Origin of the sequence: Streptomyces sp. NPDC014889 (assembly GCF_043081205.1) — a bacterium.
Taxonomy (GTDB): Bacteria; Actinomycetota; Actinomycetes; order Streptomycetales; family Streptomycetaceae; genus Streptomyces.
Genome location: NZ_JBIBWH010000003.1, coordinates 434,266 through 451,064 on the forward strand (window position 1 = coordinate 434,266; position 16,799 = coordinate 451,064).

Consider the following 16,799-nt stretch of genomic DNA (forward strand, 5'->3'; position numbering starts at 1 on the left):
ACGGTGACCGGCGGTTAACCGCTGTTACAAGCCCGTTGACAAACCTGGACAAGCTCGCCCTAAAGGACGGGTGTTCGGATGCCGAAAACCCCTGGTCCCCTCACGGGTGGACCAGGGGTTACGGCGAGCCGGGCACGCATCGTGTAACAGTTACCGCACGCCCGACCCTTGGCCAGAACTACGGGTCAGCCGGCGGACGTCCCGGCCGCCGCGTCGCACGCCTGTCCGCGCAACGCACGGGCCAGGTCGTCCCGGGCCTCCAGCACCAGGCGGCGCAGAGCGGGAGCGGCCCCCTCGTGCGCGGCGAGCCACGCGTCGGCCGCCCGAAGGGTCTCCGGCGAGTCCTGCAGGGCCGGGAACAGCCCCCGCACGATGTCCATGCCGATCTGGATGGACCGCTCGGTCCACACCCGCTCGATCGCCTCGAAGTACCTCGGCGCGTACGGCGCGAGCAGCTCACGCTGGGAGGGCTGCCCGAAGCCCGCGATCGTCGCCTCCACCAGCGCGTTCGACAACGTGTCCGAGTCCACCACCTGCTCCCAGGCCCGCGCCTTGACGGCGACCGAGGGCCGCGCGGCCAGACAGCGCACCTGGTGCCGCTTGCCGGAGGCCGTGTCGTCCCGGGCGAGTTCGGCGGCGAGCACCTTCTCGTCCGCCACCCCGTGCGCCGCCAGCGGCTCGAGGAACGCCCAGCGCAGCTCCTGGTCGACCTCCAGGCCGTCGATCTCCTCCGCGCCGTCCAGCAGGCCCTTCAGCAGCTCCAGGTCGTCCGGCGCCGAGGCCGCCGTGGCGAAGAAACGCGCCCACGCGAGCTGGTGCTCGCTGCCCGGCTCGGCCTGCCGCAGCTCGGCCAGCGCGCCCTCGGCCAGCGCCCGCCCGCCCGTCTCCCGCCACTGCGGCGCCGCGTAGTTCACCAGCGCGGACTCCGCCCAGGCGTGCAGCATCTGGAGCACGCCGATGTCGGTCTCCCGGCCGGCGAAGCGCAGCACCAGCTCGACGAAGTCCCGCGCCGGCAGCAGCGCGTCCCGGGTCAGGTTCCACAGCGCCGACCAGCACAGCGCGCGGGCCAGCGGATCGGTCAGGCCGCCCAGGTGCTCCCGCAGGGTCGCCAGCGAGGTCTCGTCGAAGCGGATCTTGCAGTAGGTCAGGTCGTCGTCGTTGACCAGCACCAGATCGGGCGCGTCCGCACCCGCCAGCTCGGACACCACCGTACGGACGCCGGCCACGTCGGTCTCGGCGCGCGCGTACCGCTCCAGCGCCCCCACCTGGGACCGCTGGTACAGGCCCACCGCCACCCGGTGCGGGCGCAGCTCCGGATGGTCCGCCGGGGCAATGGCAGAGGCCTCCTGCACCACGGCCAGTTCCTCGATCCGGCCGTCGGCGCCCAGCACCACCTGCGGGGTCAGCGAGTTGACCCCGGCCGTCTGGAGCCACGACCGCGCCCACGCGCCCATGTCGCGGCCGCTGGTCTCCTCCAGCACCGCGAGCAGGTCGCCCAGCCGCGTGTTGCCGTACGCGTGCCGCTTGAAGTAGCGCCGCGCGCCTTCCAGGAACGCGTCCTGGCCGACGTACGCCACCAGCTGCTTGAGCACCGAGGCGCCCTTCGCGTAGGTGATGCCGTCGAAGTTCAGCTTGGCGTCCTGCAGGTCCCGGATGTCCGCGGTGACCGGGTGCGTGGAGGGCAACTGGTCCGCGCGGTACGCCCACGCCTTGCGGCGGTTGGCGAAGGTGATCCAGCCGTCCGTGAAGCGGGTCGCGCCGACCAGCGAGAACGCGCCCATGAAGTCCGCGAAGGACTCCTTCAGCCACAGGCCGTCCCACCACTCCATGGTGACCAGGTCGCCGAACCACATGTGCGCCATCTCGTGCAGGATCACATTGGCCCGGGCCTCGTAGGAGGCCTGCGTGACCTTCCCGCGGAAGATGTACTCCTCCCGGAAGGTGACCAGGCCCGGGTTCTCCATCGCGCCGAGGTTGTACTCGGGCACGAACGCCTGGTCGTACTTGCCGAACGGGTACGGGTAGTCGAAGTGGTCGTGGAAGAAGTCCAGGCCCTGCTTGGTGACCAGGAAGACGTCGTCGGCGTCGAAGTGCTTGGCGAGCCCCTTGCGGCACAGCGCGCCCAGCGGGATCTCCAGCCGCGTACCGTCCTCGAACACCCGCTCGTAGGAGTCCGTCACGTGGTGGTAAGGACCCGCGACCACGCAGGTGATGTACGTCGAGACCGGCTTGGTCTCGGCGAACCGCCACACGCCGTCCTGCTGCTCGCCGACACCGTTGCTCCACACCGTCCAGTCCTCCGGCGCGCGCACCTCGAAGCGGAACGGCGCCTTGAGGTCGGGCTGCTCGAAGTTGGCGAAGACGCGGCGGGAGTCGGCGGGCTCGTACTGCGTGTAGAGGTAGACCTCGCCGTCCTCCGGGTCGACGAAGCGGTGCAGGCCCTCGCCGGTGCGCGAGTAGGCGCACTGCGCGTCCACGACCAGCTCGTTGTCGGCGGCCAGGTCCTCCAGGAGGATCCGGGAGCCGTCGAAGACCTCGCTGGGGTCGAGGTCCCTGCCGTTGAGCGAGACGGCGGTGACGCTCGGCGCGAGCAGGTCGGCGAAGCTCGACGCGCCCGGCTCGTTGCAGCGGAACCGGAGGGTCGTCACGGACCGGAACGTCCGCGGACCGTCCCCGGTGTCCTCGCCCACCGCGGACCGCACGTCCAGGGACACCTCGTACGCGTCGACGGACAGCAGGGCGGCCCGTTCCCGGGCCTCGTCGCGGGACAGATTCTCACCGGGCACAGGAGGCACTCCCTCGGATGTTTTCACGATGTGGACAGCACCGATCCTGCCATGCGGATATGCGGCGCGGCAGCCGGGAATGCCGTGCCCGACCGTCGATGTTGGCAGTTCAACGACCCTTTACCGAGGAGAGCCATGTCCGAGACCGCCTCCGCCGCGACCCCGTCGTCCGGCAAGACTCCCGTCGACTTCTGGTTCGACCCGCTGTGTCCCTGGGCCTGGATCACGTCCCGGTGGGTGCTGGAAGTGGAGAAGGTGCGTGACATCGAGGTCCGCTGGCACATCATGAGCCTCGCGGTGCTCAACGAGCCGAAGCTGGACGAGCTGCCCGACGAATACCGGGAGCTGCTGACCACCAAGGCGTGGGCGCCGGTGCGCGTGGTCACCGCGGCCTGGCAGAAGCACGGCCAGGACGTCCTCGGCCCGCTCTACACCGCGCTCGGCACCCGCTTCCACAACCGGGGCGAGGGCCCCACCCGCGAGGCCCTCGCCGCCGCCCTGGAGGAGGTGGGCCTGCCCGCCGACCTGATCGACTACGCCGACCAGGAGGACTTCGAGTTCGACGCCGAACTGCGCGCCTCGCACAAGGAGGGCATCGAGAAGGTCGGCCAGGACGTCGGCACCCCGGTCATCGCGGTCCCCGGCCCGGACGGCGAGCAGATCGCCTTCTTCGGCCCGGTCGTCACCCCCACCCCCAAGGGCGAGCAGGCCGCCCGCCTCTGGGACGGCACCCTCGCGGTCGCCTCCGTCCCCGGCTTCTACGAGATCAAGCGCACCCGCACGGTGGGGCCGGACTTCAGCAACCTGTGACCCGTCCGGCCGGCGAAAACCCCCGCGAGACACGTACTCGCGGGGGTTTCCTCCCTCCGCGGTCCGCGGTGGTCCGCGCCGCGTCAGCTCCGGGCGCGCCTGCGCTGCCAGAGGTACCCGGCCGCCGCCAGGACCAGCGTCATGCCGCCCGTCGAGTACAGCTGCACCCGGGTGCCCGACTCGCCGGCCATCAGGACGAAGACCGCCGCCATGCCGGCCAGGGCCGCCCAGGTCAGCCACGGGAACGCCCACATCCGGACCGCCGGCCTCTCCGGCGCCTCCTGCTCCAGCCTGCGGCGCAGCCGCAGTTGCGAGACGGCGATGAAGATCCAGACGACGAGGATCACCGCGCCGATCATGTTCAGCAGCCAGGGGAAGACGTCGTTCGGCCGCCAGTAGCTCAGCAGCACGCAGACGAATCCGAAGACGGAACTGGCCAGCACCGCGCGCCGCGGCACCCCGCCGGTGACCTTCGCCAGCACCTGCGGGCCCTGACCGCGCTCGACCAGCGAGTACGCGATGCGCGAGGAGCCGTAGATGTTGGCGTTCATCGCGCTCAGCAGCGCGACCAGGACCACCACGTTCATCAGCTGACCGGCGCCCGGGATGCCGAGGTGGTCCAGCGCGGCGACGTACGGGCCCTTCCCGACGACCTCCTCGGAGTCCCAGGGGACGAGCGTGACGATCACCGCCATGGAGCCGACGTAGAACAGCGCGATGCGCCACATCGCCGTGCGCACCGCGCTCGCCACGCCGCGCACCGGGTTCTCCGACTCGGCCGCCGCGATGGTGACCGTCTCCAGGCCGCCGTAGGCGAAGACCGAGGCGAGCAGCCCGACGACCAGTCCGTGGCCGCCGTGCGGCAGGAAGTCGGTCAGGTTCGAGGCGCCGGGGGAGTCGGTGCCGGGCAGCACGCCCGCGACGGCCAGCACACCGAGGACCAGGAACAGGGTGATCGCGCCGACCTTCAGCGCGGCGAACCAGAACTCGAACTCGCCGAAGTTCTTCACCGCGGCCAGGTTCGTGCCGCAGAAGACCACCATGAACAGCGCCACCCACACCCACTCCGGCGTGCCCGGCAGCCATCCGGTGACGATCTTCGCGGCGCCCATTCCCTCCAGGCCGACCGCGGTGCACAGCAGCACCCAGAACGACCAGCCCGCGGTGAAGCCGGCCCACGGGCCGAACGCCCGCTCGGCGTGCGCGGAGAACGAGCCCGACGACGGATACGCCGCCGACATCTCGCCGAGCATCCGCATGACCAGCATCACGAGCGCGCCGGACAGGGCGTAGGCGACGACGATCGAGGGGCCGGCGGCGGCGATGCCGGCGCCGGAGCCGACGAAGAGGCCGGCGCCGATCACACCGCCCAGCGCGATCATCGACAGATGGCGCTGCTTCAGGCCGTGGGACAGGGAGACGTCGTCGGCCCGCGGGGGCTTCTCGACAGTGGTGCTGCTTGGCATGGGGGCGGCTCGTCCGGTGGGGGTGCGGGTGCGAAAACCCCCACAGTCTGGGCGTCCGCTCCACCGCGCCGGAGCGGACGCTCACCATCCGGACGTGCTCTGTACGCACAGTGAGACGCCGGCTACCGAGTGGCCGGCCCGCCCACCGGGCGCCGACCCTGATCGAGAGACCGGAGCGTTTGGCGGGACCCTACAGTCGCCGTCTCCTCCTCACACGTGGCGGAAACCGCGCCACCTCAGTGACAGGCATCACCTCCCACCGGGTGTACGGCCCCTCCTTTGTGTGAAACGGACCAAGCGTCCGCTTCCCCCTTGTCGACCGCTGACGGTGATCGCCGCGCCACCGCTGGGATAGCGTCACGCTGTCCCGAACTGCCCTCACTCCGCGGAGTCCCCATGAGCACCGCTGCCACCACCCCCGCCCGTACCGGGGTCGTCCTCGCCGACCTGCTGCCCGCGTCCCGTATCCGGGACGTGGCCCTCGTGGTGGGCGGCGCCGCGCTCACCGGACTCGCCGCCCAGATCTCCCTGCCCGTGCCGCACTCCCCGGTGCCGGTGACCGGCCAGACCTTCGCGGCGCTGCTCGTGGGCACCTCGCTGGGCGCCGGCCGCGGTCTCCTCGCCCTCGCGCTCTACGCGCTCGCGGGCGCGGCGGGCGTGCCGTGGTTCGCGGGCGGCGCCTCGGGCGCGGGCTCCGTCTCCTTCGGCTACGTCCTCGGCATGCTGCTTGCCGCCACCGTCGTGGGCGCGCTGGCCCGCCGCGGCGGCGACCGCAACGTCTGGCGCACGGCCGGCACGATGGTGCTGGGCCAGGCGATCATCTACGCCGTCGGCGTGCCCTACCTGGCCCTGGCCACCGGTATGTCCGCGTCCGCCGCGATCGCCGCCGGCCTCACCCCGTTCCTGATCGGCGACGCCCTCAAGGCCGCCCTGGCGATGGGCCTGCTGCCCAGCGCCTGGAAGCTGGCCGGGAAGTGACCGCTCCCGACGTGATGCCGTAGGTCTCCGCCGATACGCCGAGGCCCACGCAGGAGGGGGGGGGGGGGGGGGGGGGGGGGGGGGGGGCCTGGCTCTCCTCGCCGCGGGGGGGGCCCCCCCGCGGGCGGGGGCCGGGGGTCGGGCGCGCCCCCCCCCCCCCCCCCCCGGCCTCTTCGTCGTTCCCCGCCGTGACCGCGGTCAGCCGGTGGCGACCTTGTCCGTCTCCTCGTCCGCCTTCTCGGCGGCCGGGACCGCGACCGCCGCACGGCCGCTGTCGAGCTTCTGCTTGACGAAGGAGATCACCAGCACGATCGCCGCGACCAGCATCGACAGCAGCACGGTCTCGCGGCCGTCGTGCTCGGTGTCGGTGAGCATGTAGCCGAAGACGAAGACGATCAGCGCGGCCGCCGCCCACGTCAGATACGGGTACAGCCACATCTTCACGACCAGCTTCTCCGGCGCCTCCCGCTGGATGATCTTCCGCATCCGCAGCTGCGAGAAGCAGATCACCAGCCAGACGAACAGGGCGACCGCGCCGGAGGAGTTGACGAGGAAGAGGAACACGGAGTCCGGGAACCGGTAGTTGAAGAACACGGCCACGAAGCCGAACACGACCGACGAGACGATCGCGGCCATCGGCACCCCGCGGCGGGTGGTCCGCGCGAACGCCTTCGGCGCGTCCCCGCGCTGGCCGAGCGAGAAGGCCATCCGGGATGCCGTGTAGAGGCCGGAGTTGAGGCAGGAAAGCACCGAGGTCAGCACGATGAAGTTCATGATCTGACCGGCGTGCGCGATACCGAGGGAGTCGAGGGCGGCCACGTAGGAGCCCTTCTCGGTGATCGACTTGTCGTTCCAGGGCAGCAGGGCGACCACGACGAAGACGGAGCCGAGGTAGAAGACGCCGATGCGCCAGATGATGCTGTTGGTCGACTTGGTCACGGCGCGCTGCGGGTCCTCCGACTCGCCGGCCGCCAGGGTGGCGATCTCGCTGCCCATGAAGGAGAAGACGACGAGCAGGACACCGGTGAGGATGGCGCCGGGCCCGTTCGGCAGGAACCCGCCGTGGTCGGTCAGGTTGCCGAGCCCCGCCTTGTCGCCGTGCACGCCGGGCAGTACGCCGAAGACGGCCAGCGCGCCGACGACGATGAACGCGCCGATCGCCACGACCTTGATTCCGGCGAACCAGAACTCGAACTCCCCGTAGGAGCCGACGGAGACGAGGTTGGTGGCGGTCAGCACCACCATGACGATGAGGGCCCACCCCCACTGGGGCACGGCCGGCACCCATTCGGAGAGGATCTTGGCGCCCGCCGTCGCCTCCACGGCCAGCACGACGACCCAGAAGAACCAGTACAGCCAGCCGATGGAGAACCCGGCCCAGCGGCCGAGCGCCCGGTCGGCGTGCGCGGAGAAGGAGCCCGAGGTGGGGTTGGCGGCGGACATCTCGCCGAGCATGCGCATCACGAGGACGACGAGCGTGCCGACGAGGGCGTAGGAGAGGAGGATGCCCGGTCCTGCGGTGGCGATGGCCGAACTGGAACCGACGAAGAGACCGGCGCCGATGACGCCGCCGATGGCGATCATCGACAGATGGCGGTTCTTGAGCCCGGCCTGGAGCCCCGAACCGTGTCCCTCGGGGCCCGTGGGGCCGCTTCCGGTCTCCGGCGGGGTCGGCTGCGAAGTCATGGACGGTAATTCCTTTGCTCTGATGGAGCGGTCCCCCGCACGAGCGGTGTACGGGATGGTCCAGTGAATCGGAGGCATTGGAATCCGTGAACCTTCGAAATGCAATTGTTACTTGAGGTTTCTTTGAGCTTTTGAAGTTTTAGGTACTTTTTTCTCGCGAGTGTGATATTAGGCTGACCCGGCGCTGCCGCCCGCATTCCGTCATGTCACACTCGGACCATGCGCGTGTATCTCGGCTCCGACCATGCGGGCTTCGAACTCAAGAACCACCTCGTCGAGTGGCTCAAGGCAGCGGGCCACGACCCCGTCGACTGCGGACCCCACATCTACGACGCCCAGGACGACTACCCGCCCTTCTGCCTGCGCGCCGCGGAGCGCACGGCCGCCGACCCCGACTCCCTCGGCATCGTGATCGGCGGCTCCGGCAACGGTGAGCAGATCGCGGCGAACAAGGTCAAGGGCGTGCGTGCGGCCCTCGCCTGGAGCGAGGAGACGGCCTCCCTCGGCCGCCAGCACAACAACGCGAACGTCGTCGCGGTGGGCGCGCGCATGCACACCGAGGAGGAGGCGACGAAGTTCGTCGAGACCTTCCTCGGCACGCCCTTCTCCGGCGACGAACGCCACATCCGCCGCATCGGCATGCTCGACGCCTACGAGTCGACGGGCGACCTCCCCCCGATCCCGCCCCACCACCCGCAGCAGTAACGGCTCGCCCCCAGGGCACGGCACCGTCGAAGTGCCGTGCCACCCGGCGCCGCACGAGGGGTGCAGGGGACGGAGTCCCCGCTGGGACCCCCGGCTGAGCACTGCTCAGGGATGCAGGGGACGGAGTCCCCGCGAGGGGTCCGCGACCGAGTAGTACTCAGGGGTGCAAGGGACGGAGTCCCCGCAGGGGTTCCCGACCGGGCATTGCCCAGGGGTGCAGGGGAGGGAGTCCCCGCGGGGGGCCCCGACCGAGTAGTGCTCAGGGGTGCAGGGGACGGAGTCCCCGCGGCGGGCCTGGGGCGCAGCCCCAGCCTCGCCCCGCCTCACCCTTCCACCCACCGAGTCGGGCGGGTGGGTGGGAAACGGGGTCCGGGGCGAAGCCCCGGCGGGGTCCGGGACAGAGCCCCATAGCCGGTGCCCCTCCACCCACCGAGACGGGCGGGCGGGTGGGCAAAGAACCACAAGAAGGGACACCCCCGTGCCGGAGGGGCACACCATCCACCGCCTGGCGCAGGACTACGCCACCCACTTCCAAGGCCGGCAGGCCCACGTCACCAGCCCCCAGGGCAAGTTCACCGCCGCCCCCCTCCTCACCGGCGCGGAACTCACCCGCACGGAAGCCCACGGCAAACACCTCTTCCTCCGCTTCCGCGAGAGCGACTGGATCCACATCCACCTGGGCCTCTTCGGCAAGGTCACCTTCGGCGACGCCCCCGCGCCCCCGCCCACGGACACCGTCCGCCTCCGCCTCGCCAACCCGGACTCGTACGTCGACCTGCGCGGCCCCACCACCTGCGCCCTGATCACCGACGCCGAGAAACAGGCCGTGCACGACCGCCTCGGCCCCGACCCCCTGCGTCCCGACGCCGACCCGGACCGGGCCTACGCCCGCATACGCCGCAGCCGTACGACCATCGCCGCGCTGCTGATGGACCAGAAGGTCGTCGCCGGCGTCGGCAACGTCTACCGCGCCGAGGTCCTCTTCCGGCACCACGTCGACCCCTACCGCCCCGGCAGGGACGTGACCCCCTCCGAGTGGGACGCGATCTGGGCCGACCTCGTCGCCCTCATGCGCGAGGGCGTCCGCAACAACCGCATCGACACCGTCCGCCCGGAGCACACCCCCGAGGCCATGGGCCGCCCGCCCCGCGTCGACGACCACGGCGGCGAGGTCTACGTCTACCGCCGTACCGCCCTGCCCTGCCACGTCTGCGGCACGGACATCCGCACCGCCGGCCTCGCCGCCCGCAACCTCTTCTGGTGCCCCACCTGCCAGCAGCCCGCGCGGACCGGACCCGCGAGGACCGGATGAGACGCCCGGCTCAGAACCCGTGCGGCAGCCACGGCGCCACCGCCGAGCCGAACGCCACCGACGCCGTGGCCAGCGCCCCGGGCCGCAGCTCCCGTACCCGCCCGGCCGCCGCCAGTCCCGCCAGCGGCACGCCGCCGAGATAGGCCGCCCCCAACTCCCGTACGGACAAGGAGAGTTCCGCCGCGTCCGTGGTCCGCTCGCAGGACGCCCCCTTCGCGTCCCCGGTCAGCCGCCACCGCCCGGCGTTCCAGGGGCAGAAGTCGTCCGCCACCTCCAGCACCACGTCCACCGGCGTCTGGTAGGTCCGCGCGGCGAGCGCCGCCCCCACGTCCACGAGCCGTACGTACAGCGAGTCCTTCAGCCGCGGCCGGCACCGCCGGATGTCGGACACCAGGTACTGCCAGGCGTCGTCGACCGGCTGCCCCCGCACGACCAGCGTGGAGGTCAGGTCGATGCCGAACAGGAAGCGCCACAGCGCCGCGTCGCTCGCCGGGTCCAGCGCGGCCAGGTCACTGAGCTGCACCGTGCCCTCCGGCCCGCCGGCGCCCCAGCCGGGCTTGACGCGGTAACGGGCGTACCCCGTGACCTCGCCGGCCCGCTCGGCGACCACGCACTGCAGCGGCGAGGCGCCCTCCCGCGCGCTCTCCGGATCGAGCAGCGCCACCCGCTCCCAGCCGGGCTGCCGGGCCAGCATGCCGGGCCGCCCGGGCACCAGCCGCGCGTACACCGCCTCGCAGTCGTCCAGCACGTCGGCGGGCGCCGCGAAGCGCAGGCGTACGTCGTCCGTGCAGGCCGGGACCGTCAGACCGGCCCGGTCGGTGTCGATCTCGGCGGCGAGCTGGAAGGTCGCCGCGCCGTACCCGAAGCGGCCGTAGATCGGGGGCTCGGAGGCGGTCAGCACCGCCAGCGGCTCGCCCCAGGAGCGCACGTCGTCCAACTGGCGCCGCATCATGGACGTCAGCACACCGCGCCGCCGGTGCGTGGCGGCCACGCTCACCATCGTGACGCCGGCCGCCGGCAGCAGGTCGCCGCCCGGCACGGTGATCCGGAAGCTGAACGCGCCCGCCGTGCCCACGCACGTGTCGCCGTCCCAGACACCCAGGGAGCGGTCCAGCTCGGTGAGGGCGTTCCAGACCTCCCGCTCCTCGTCCGGCTCCGGGACCCCTCCGAAGGCGCGAATCAGATTGTCGTACCAGGAGTCCCACTCGTCCCGCCGCAGCACCCTCGGCCCGGCCGCATGCTCAGTCGCCATGCGCCATGCCTACCAGCGCGCCACGGAACGGGCGAACGAATTTCGTCCAGGTGGCAGCGAGACGGCCGCCGGTGAAGTTCACTGTGAATCGGAGCCTCGGACGGGGGACAAGTGGGACCTCCCGTGCCAAGCGTCAGGTCGGATAGGTAGGGTCCCCAACTAATGGCAGCAGGACGACAGCGGCGCGCGGAAGCCGAGACGTTCACGGCCCGGTTGAAGATGCAGTGGCACCGGGCCCGCGTCGGCGTGCGCAGAGCCGCCGTCGACTACTTCCGCGGGGACGGCTCGGACTGGATCGCGCTCGGCGGTCTGCTGCTGACCATCCCGCTGATCCTGGCCCTGACGCTCGCCAACTCGGTGTGGTTCTCACCGGTCGCTCTGGTGCTGCCCATCGTCGCCGGCGGGCTGCTGCTGCGCCCGGCGAGCCTGCTCGGCCTGTACGCCGCCGCGGCCACGGCGCTGATCGTGGAGTCGGTGCGGCTCGGGCCGTACACCGAGGGCCCGTCCCGGGTGACTCCGGGCGTGGTGCTCGTGGTCGCCGCCTGCGGCTTCTTCGGGCTGCTCATCGCCCAGTTCCGCAGCCGGGTCGGCGTGCCCTGGCGGCGCGGCGGCACCATGCTGTTCGACCTGCGTGAACGCATCCGGGTCCAGAGCCAGCTTCCGCAGCTGCCCGGCGGCTGGCACCACGAGATGGCGCTGCGCCCGGCAGGCGGCCAGTCCTTCTCGGGCGACTTCGTGGTCGCCGCCCGCACGAACGGCGGCCGCACCCTGGAGGTCGTGCTCACGGACGTGTCCGGCAAGGGCATGGACGCGGGCTCGCGGGCGCTGCTGCTGTCGGGCGCGTTCGGCGGTCTGCTCGGCAGCCTGCCCCCGCACGCGTTCCTGCCCGCCGCCAACGGCTACCTGCTGCGCCAGGACTGGGACGAGGGCTTCGCGACCTCCATCCACCTGGTCCTTGACCTGGACTCCGGCGACTACGAGCTGTACTCCGCGGGCCACCCGCCGGGCCTCCAGCTCAGCGCGGGCAGCGGCCGCTGGGAGGAGAAGGCCGCCGAGGGCCCGCTCCTCGGCGTGTACGACGGCGCCCAGTTCGACCCGGTCAAGGGCTCCCTGCGCGCCGGGGACGTGCTGATGCTGTTCACCGACGGACTGGTGGAGACGTCCGACCGCGACATCGTCGAGGGCATCGACCGCCTCACCGGCGAGGCCGACCGCTATGTCGCCGGCGGCTTCCACGGCGCCGCCTGGCATCTGATCGAGGCGGTGGCGAAGGACGTCAACGACGACCGCGCGCTGCTGCTGATCTGCCACGAGGGCCCCACGGCGCTCGCGGCGCGCTGACACACTGGGCAGGTGACCGACACGCCCCGCACCCCGCGCACCCTGTCCCCGGCCGAGGTCGAGACCGTGGCCAGGGCCGCTCACGAGGGGCAGACCGACAAGGCGGGCCGGCCCTACGCCGAGCACCTCCGGGCCGTCGCCGAAGGCGTGCGCGCCCGGGGCGGGGACGGCGAACAGATCGCGGCGGCCTGGCTGCACGACTCCGTGGAGGACGGCGTCCTGTCCGAACGCTGGCTGCGCGAGGCCGCGTTGAGCCGGCGCACGAAGGACATCGTGCGCGCGGTCACCAAGCGGGCGGGCGAGGAGCCGGAGGCGTACGCGCGGCGGATCCTCGCCACGCCCGGGGCGCTGCTGGTGAAGGAGGCGGACCTGGCGCACAACGCCGACCCGGCCCGCCTCGCGGTCCTCGACGAGGCCACCCGCACCCGGCTGACCGGGAAGTACGCGCGGATGCGCGCCCTCCTCGGTCTCCCGGACGGCTCTGTCAGGCGCTGACCGAGCCGGCCTCCGCCGGCTGCGGCCGCTGCGCCTCCCGGCGCTCGCGGGCCTGCTCGCCCGCACCCTGCCGGAAGGCCCACTTCATCTCCGGTTCCATCACGCACCGGAAGACCCGCCGCACGGGCTCCGTGCACAGCAGGGTGACGACTGCCGCCGCCACGACGGTGACGAGGATCTCGCCGAGCGGGCCGTGCAGCCAGGTGGGGTCGAACCAGCCCTGGTAGTCGGCGCCCTTCAGGACGAAGCCGTGCAGCAGATAGCCGCACAGCGTGCCCGCGCCGAGCGCCGTGAACCACGTCCGGCGGCCCGGCACCCAGGCGAAGAAGCAGGCGGTCAGCACCAGCGAGCAGCCGAACAGCGCCAGCGTCATCACCGGTCCGACCCACCAGGGTGCGCCCAGCTCCTGCGCGGCGTCGCGGTGGTAGAACCAGGCGGCGTTCATCCGCGGCACCGCCCACCAGGCGACGCACAGCGCCATCGCCACCACCGGCACCGACGCGATCCGCACCGAGCGGCGCCGCACCAACTGGAAGTGCTCGGGCTTCATCACCAGACCCAGCACGAAGAACGGCAGGAACTGAAGAACCCGCTGGAGGTCCAGGTCGTTTCCGATGCTCGGGCTGAGCGACGCCAGCATCGCGACGCCGAGCGCGACCGGCAGCGGCCGGCGGACCAGCTTCCAGAGCGGCGTTGTCAGCCGCCAGACGAACAGGGCGCACAGGAACCAGGTCAGGTACCAGGGGTCGAGGAGGCTGATGTCCTGGTCGGGGTTGTGGCCGGCGTAGCGGTTGAAGAGGGAGAGGGCGGTTTCGAAGACGACGTACGGAACCGCGACACCGGTGATCAGCCGTTTGAGCCGGTCGGGGCGGGCGTCGAAACTGCGGGAGAAGTAGCCGGAGATGACGATGAAGGCCGGCATGTGGAAGGCGTACACGACCATGTAGAGGCCCTGGAGCGCGCGGCTGTCGCCCTTCAGCGGCTCCCAGAAGTGCCCCATCGCCACCAGCACGATCGCCAGGTACTTCGCGTTGTCGAAGAACGCGTCGCGCTGTTTGGCGGGTCTTCCCTCCGGCTCGCCCGATCCGCGCGGACTCGGCACTCCCGGGGCCGGCGACTGTGCCGGAGGAAGCGGCGTTCTGTTCTGGCGGGGGGACGAGGCAGCGTGGAACATCTGAGGCACCCTAGTGTCGACCGCGGGGTTCCGTAAAAGGCAGGACGTCGTTCCTGGTTATTCGCTGCGGCTACCCAGAGTTTGACGCACCAGCTTGTCTGCAAGGGTGACGGTCGACACATCGCAGGAGCTCCTCGGCGGCATGGTCGCACCCCCAATGTCCGGACTCGTCCTGATGAGTTGGTGCAGGTGTTCACGTCTTGGGTGAGATTCGAATTCCTTGCGAACATCATGTGCAGGCATGTGCGTGACCTCGTTGAATTTCCCGCGGAGGCGGCGTGGCGGTAACCCTCGAATTACCGTACGGATCACGGTCGGAGAAGCGCTCCTGCCCGGGGATCGGGATCACCGGAGCGAGGGACTTGGCCGATGATGTGTCAGCCGCCGCATGGGGAAGCCGGGTTGGTGGCACGATGGTTCCAGCGGGGTGCGCGGGGATGGCGTCCGCGGGCCGGGAGAGCGACCGACCGAGGGTGTGATCAGTTGTGGCCATTTCACTGTCAGTGGTGCTGCTGTTGGCGATCATCCTGGTGGTGCTGCTCCGAGGCGGATCCATCAAGGCCGGCCCGGCCGTCGTCGCCGTCCTCTTCGGCTTCTTCCTCGCCTCCACCGGAGTGGCGCCGTCGATCCAGCGCTTCCTGGACTCGATAGCGCACACGATCAACGGGATCAGTTTCTGACAAGAACATGCCCGACCTGAGACGGTCGGTGCCGGTCCCGGAAACGATCAGGGCCGGGTCGGAGGAGACGTCCTCCGACCCGGCCCTGAGCCGTACAGAGCGGGCGACGGGAATCGAACCCGCGTGGCCAGTTTGGAAGACTGGGGCTCTACCATTGAGCTACGCCCGCACACAAGGCGCCGCCGGTCTGCCGACCGCGGCACACAAGGCATCGTAGCGGGTCGTGCGGTGTCCACGCACACTCCGTTCCCGTGACTCCGCTCCCGCGGTTCCGGCGACTCCGCTCGCGCGGGGACCTCACCAGCCGCCTCCGCGCGCGGGTGCGCGCCCGGCGCGCACCCGCGCCGGGCGGCGCGATCCCGGTGGTCGGAGAATGCGACGTCCGCACTGCCTGCGGGCATGTACCCTACGTGTCGCACCAGACGGGGTGTGGCGCAGCTTGGTAGCGCGTCCGCTTTGGGAGCGGAAGGCCGTGGGTTCAAATCCCGCCACCCCGACCATCCGCCGGCCACCGGTCGGCGTCACCACGCGTGATCGCCTTTGGGGGCGCGGAGTGGCTGCGGTTACTATGCAAACTGCGCGCCCGTGTGTCCGGTCCTGCTGGGCCTGCGAACTCCTCCGGGCGGGGCGAAATCCGCCGGACCCGTCTGGCCCCGGCAGAATCCAAGCAGTCAGCCACAAGGAGACCGAACCGTGAAGAGCGCCGTGGAGACCCTGAACCCGACCCGGGTTCGGCTCACTGTCGAGGTGCCCTTCGAGGAGCTCAAGGACAGCCTCGACGCGGCGTACAAGAAGATCAACCAGCAGGTCACGGTGAAGGGCTTCCGCAAGGGCAAGATCCCGGCCCGGGTCATCGACCAGCGGTTCGGCCGCGGTGCGGTTCTGGAGGAGGCCGTCAACGACGCGCTGCCGAAGTTCTACACCGAGGCGGTCAACGAGGCGGAGCTGAACCCGCTGGGCCAGCCCGAGGTCGACATCACCGAGCTGAAGGACGGCGAGACGCTGAACTTCACCGCCGAGGTCGACGTCCGCCCGACCGTCGAGATCCCGGACTACTCCGGCATCGAGGTCGAGGTCGACGCCGTCGAGGTCACCGACGAGGACGTCGACAAGGCCGTCGAGCAGCTCCGTGAGCGCTTCGCCTCGACGAGCCCGGTCGAGCGCGCCGCCGAGGACGGCGACGTGGTCACCATCGACCTGGAGGCCAAGGTCGACGGAGAGGTCCTCGAGGACGGCGTTGCCAACGGCGTGTCCTACACCATCGGCTCCGGCGAGCTGCTGGACGGCATCGACGACGCCGTGAAGGGCCTGGAGGCCGGCGGCGAGGCCACCTTCACCTCCGAGCTCAAGGGCGGCTCCGCGGCCGGCAAGGAGGCCGAGGTCACCGTCAAGGTCACCCAGGTGGCCGCGCGCGAACTGCCCGAGCTGGACGACGACTTCGCGCAGCTCGCCTCCGAGTTCGACACCCTCGAGGAGCTGCGCGCGGACAGCCGCAAGCGCCTGGAGAACATGAAGCAGTTCGACCAGGCCACGCAGGCCCAGGAGCGCGTCCTGGACAAGCTGCTCGAGCTGGTCGAGGTCCCGGTCCCCGAGAAGCTGCTCGAGGACGAGATCAACACCCGCAAGCACAACCTCGAGCACCACCAGCTCGGCCAGATGGGCCTCACCCTCGACAAGTACCTGGAGATCCAGGGCAAGACCGCCGAGGAGTTCGACACCGAGACCCGCGAGGCCGCGGTCAAGGGCATCAAGACCCAGTTCGTCCTCGACGAGCTGGTCAAGACGGAGAAGCTCAACGTCAACCAGGAGGAGCTCACCGAGCACCTCATGCGCCGCGCCGCCTCCTCCGGCATGTCCCCCGACCAGTTCGCCCAGGCGGTCGTAGAGCAGAACCAGGTGCCGCTGCTGGTCGGCGAGGTCGCCCGCGGCAAGGCCCTGGCCGTCGTGGTCGAGGCCGCGACCGTGAAGGACACCAACGGCGAGGTCGTCGACCTGGACGACGAGGAAGACGAGACCGCCGAAGCCGCCGAGGCCGCCGCCGAGGGCGAGGGCGACGAGAAGGCCGAGGCCTGATCCGTACGCCACGGATGAGCACGGCGCGGATGCGCACGAAG

Annotated in this window: 12 protein-coding genes, 2 tRNA genes and 1 pseudogene; 9 read left to right on the top strand and 6 right to left on the bottom strand. The window is 71.0% G+C overall.

Going from position 1 to position 16,799, the window contains the following annotated elements; genetic code table 11:
* Positions 1-185: 185 nt before the first annotated feature.
* Positions 186-2,786, bottom strand: a complete 2,601-nt coding sequence (gene pepN, locus ACF09J_RS08205; RefSeq protein ID WP_392304559.1) for an aminopeptidase N — start codon at positions 2,784-2,786, stop codon at positions 186-188.
* Positions 2,787-2,921: 135 nt separating this feature from the next.
* On the opposite strand from pepN, the gene ACF09J_RS08210 reads away from it, so the two are divergent.
* Entirely contained in the window at positions 2,922-3,596 is a 675-nt protein-coding gene (locus ACF09J_RS08210) for a DsbA family protein (RefSeq protein WP_392304560.1), read from the top strand.
* An 83-nt stretch (positions 3,597-3,679) separates the two neighbouring features.
* Here ACF09J_RS08210 and ACF09J_RS08215 read toward each other — a convergent pair whose 3' ends face one another.
* A complete protein-coding gene (locus ACF09J_RS08215; protein ID WP_392304561.1) occupies positions 3,680-5,062 on the bottom strand; it encodes an amino acid permease in 1,383 nt (460 codons plus the stop codon).
* A gap of 396 nt (positions 5,063-5,458) precedes the next feature.
* Between ACF09J_RS08215 and ACF09J_RS08220 the strand changes: the two genes are divergently transcribed.
* A complete protein-coding gene (locus ACF09J_RS08220) occupies positions 5,459-6,040 on the top strand; it encodes a biotin transporter BioY (protein ID WP_392304562.1) in 582 nt (193 codons plus the stop codon).
* 222 nt (positions 6,041-6,262) lie between these two features.
* On the opposite strand, the pseudogene ACF09J_RS08225 reads toward ACF09J_RS08220, so the two are convergent.
* A pseudogene (locus tag ACF09J_RS08225) lies at positions 6,263-7,726 on the bottom strand (amino acid permease); the annotation flags it as partial.
* Positions 7,727-7,945: 219 nt separating this feature from the next.
* On the opposite strand from ACF09J_RS08225, the gene ACF09J_RS08230 reads away from it, so the two are divergent.
* Positions 7,946-8,431 (top strand): ribose-5-phosphate isomerase, encoded by a 486-nt coding sequence (locus tag ACF09J_RS08230; protein WP_392304563.1) that lies wholly within the window; start codon positions 7,946-7,948, stop codon positions 8,429-8,431.
* Between the two features lie 478 nt (positions 8,432-8,909).
* The gene (locus ACF09J_RS08235; RefSeq protein WP_392304564.1) at positions 8,910-9,743 is read left to right on the top strand and encodes an Fpg/Nei family DNA glycosylase; all 834 of its coding nucleotides are present in this window, start codon (positions 8,910-8,912) and stop codon (positions 9,741-9,743) included.
* A 10-nt stretch (positions 9,744-9,753) separates the two neighbouring features.
* Here the strand turns inward: ACF09J_RS08235 and ACF09J_RS08240 are convergent, their stop codons facing one another.
* Positions 9,754-10,995, bottom strand: a complete 1,242-nt coding sequence (locus tag ACF09J_RS08240; RefSeq protein WP_392304565.1) for a GNAT family N-acetyltransferase — start codon at positions 10,993-10,995, stop codon at positions 9,754-9,756.
* A 162-nt stretch (positions 10,996-11,157) separates the two neighbouring features.
* Here ACF09J_RS08240 and ACF09J_RS08245 point away from each other — a divergent pair, with 162 nt between their 5' ends.
* Positions 11,158-12,336: a PP2C family protein-serine/threonine phosphatase gene (locus ACF09J_RS08245; RefSeq protein ID WP_392304566.1), complete on the top strand. Its 1,179-nt coding sequence runs from the start codon at positions 11,158-11,160 to the stop codon at positions 12,334-12,336.
* A gap of 12 nt (positions 12,337-12,348) precedes the next feature.
* Positions 12,349-12,831, top strand: coding sequence for an HD domain-containing protein (locus ACF09J_RS08250; RefSeq protein ID WP_392304567.1), 483 nt, complete (start codon positions 12,349-12,351; stop codon positions 12,829-12,831).
* On the opposite strand, the gene ACF09J_RS08255 is transcribed toward ACF09J_RS08250, so the two are convergent.
* Entirely contained in the window at positions 12,821-14,005 is a 1,185-nt protein-coding gene (locus ACF09J_RS08255) for an acyltransferase family protein (RefSeq protein WP_392304568.1), read from the bottom strand. The genes ACF09J_RS08250 and ACF09J_RS08255 overlap by 11 nt on opposite strands.
* Before the next feature lie 485 nt (positions 14,006-14,490).
* On the opposite strand from ACF09J_RS08255, the gene ACF09J_RS08260 reads away from it, so the two are divergent.
* Positions 14,491-14,685: a hypothetical protein gene (locus ACF09J_RS08260; RefSeq protein ID WP_392304569.1), complete on the top strand. Its 195-nt coding sequence runs from the start codon at positions 14,491-14,493 to the stop codon at positions 14,683-14,685.
* Between the two features lie 98 nt (positions 14,686-14,783).
* Here ACF09J_RS08260 and ACF09J_RS08265 read toward each other — a convergent pair.
* Positions 14,784-14,854 (bottom strand) — tRNA-Gly (locus tag ACF09J_RS08265).
* Positions 14,855-15,108: 254 nt separating this feature from the next.
* On the opposite strand from ACF09J_RS08265, the gene ACF09J_RS08270 reads away from it, so the two are divergent.
* Positions 15,109-15,185 (top strand) — tRNA-Pro (locus ACF09J_RS08270).
* Between the two features lie 193 nt (positions 15,186-15,378).
* On the top strand, positions 15,379-16,758 hold the full coding sequence (gene tig / locus ACF09J_RS08275) for a trigger factor (protein WP_392304570.1): 1,380 nt from the start codon (positions 15,379-15,381) through the stop codon (positions 16,756-16,758).
* Positions 16,759-16,799 lie beyond the last annotated feature (41 nt).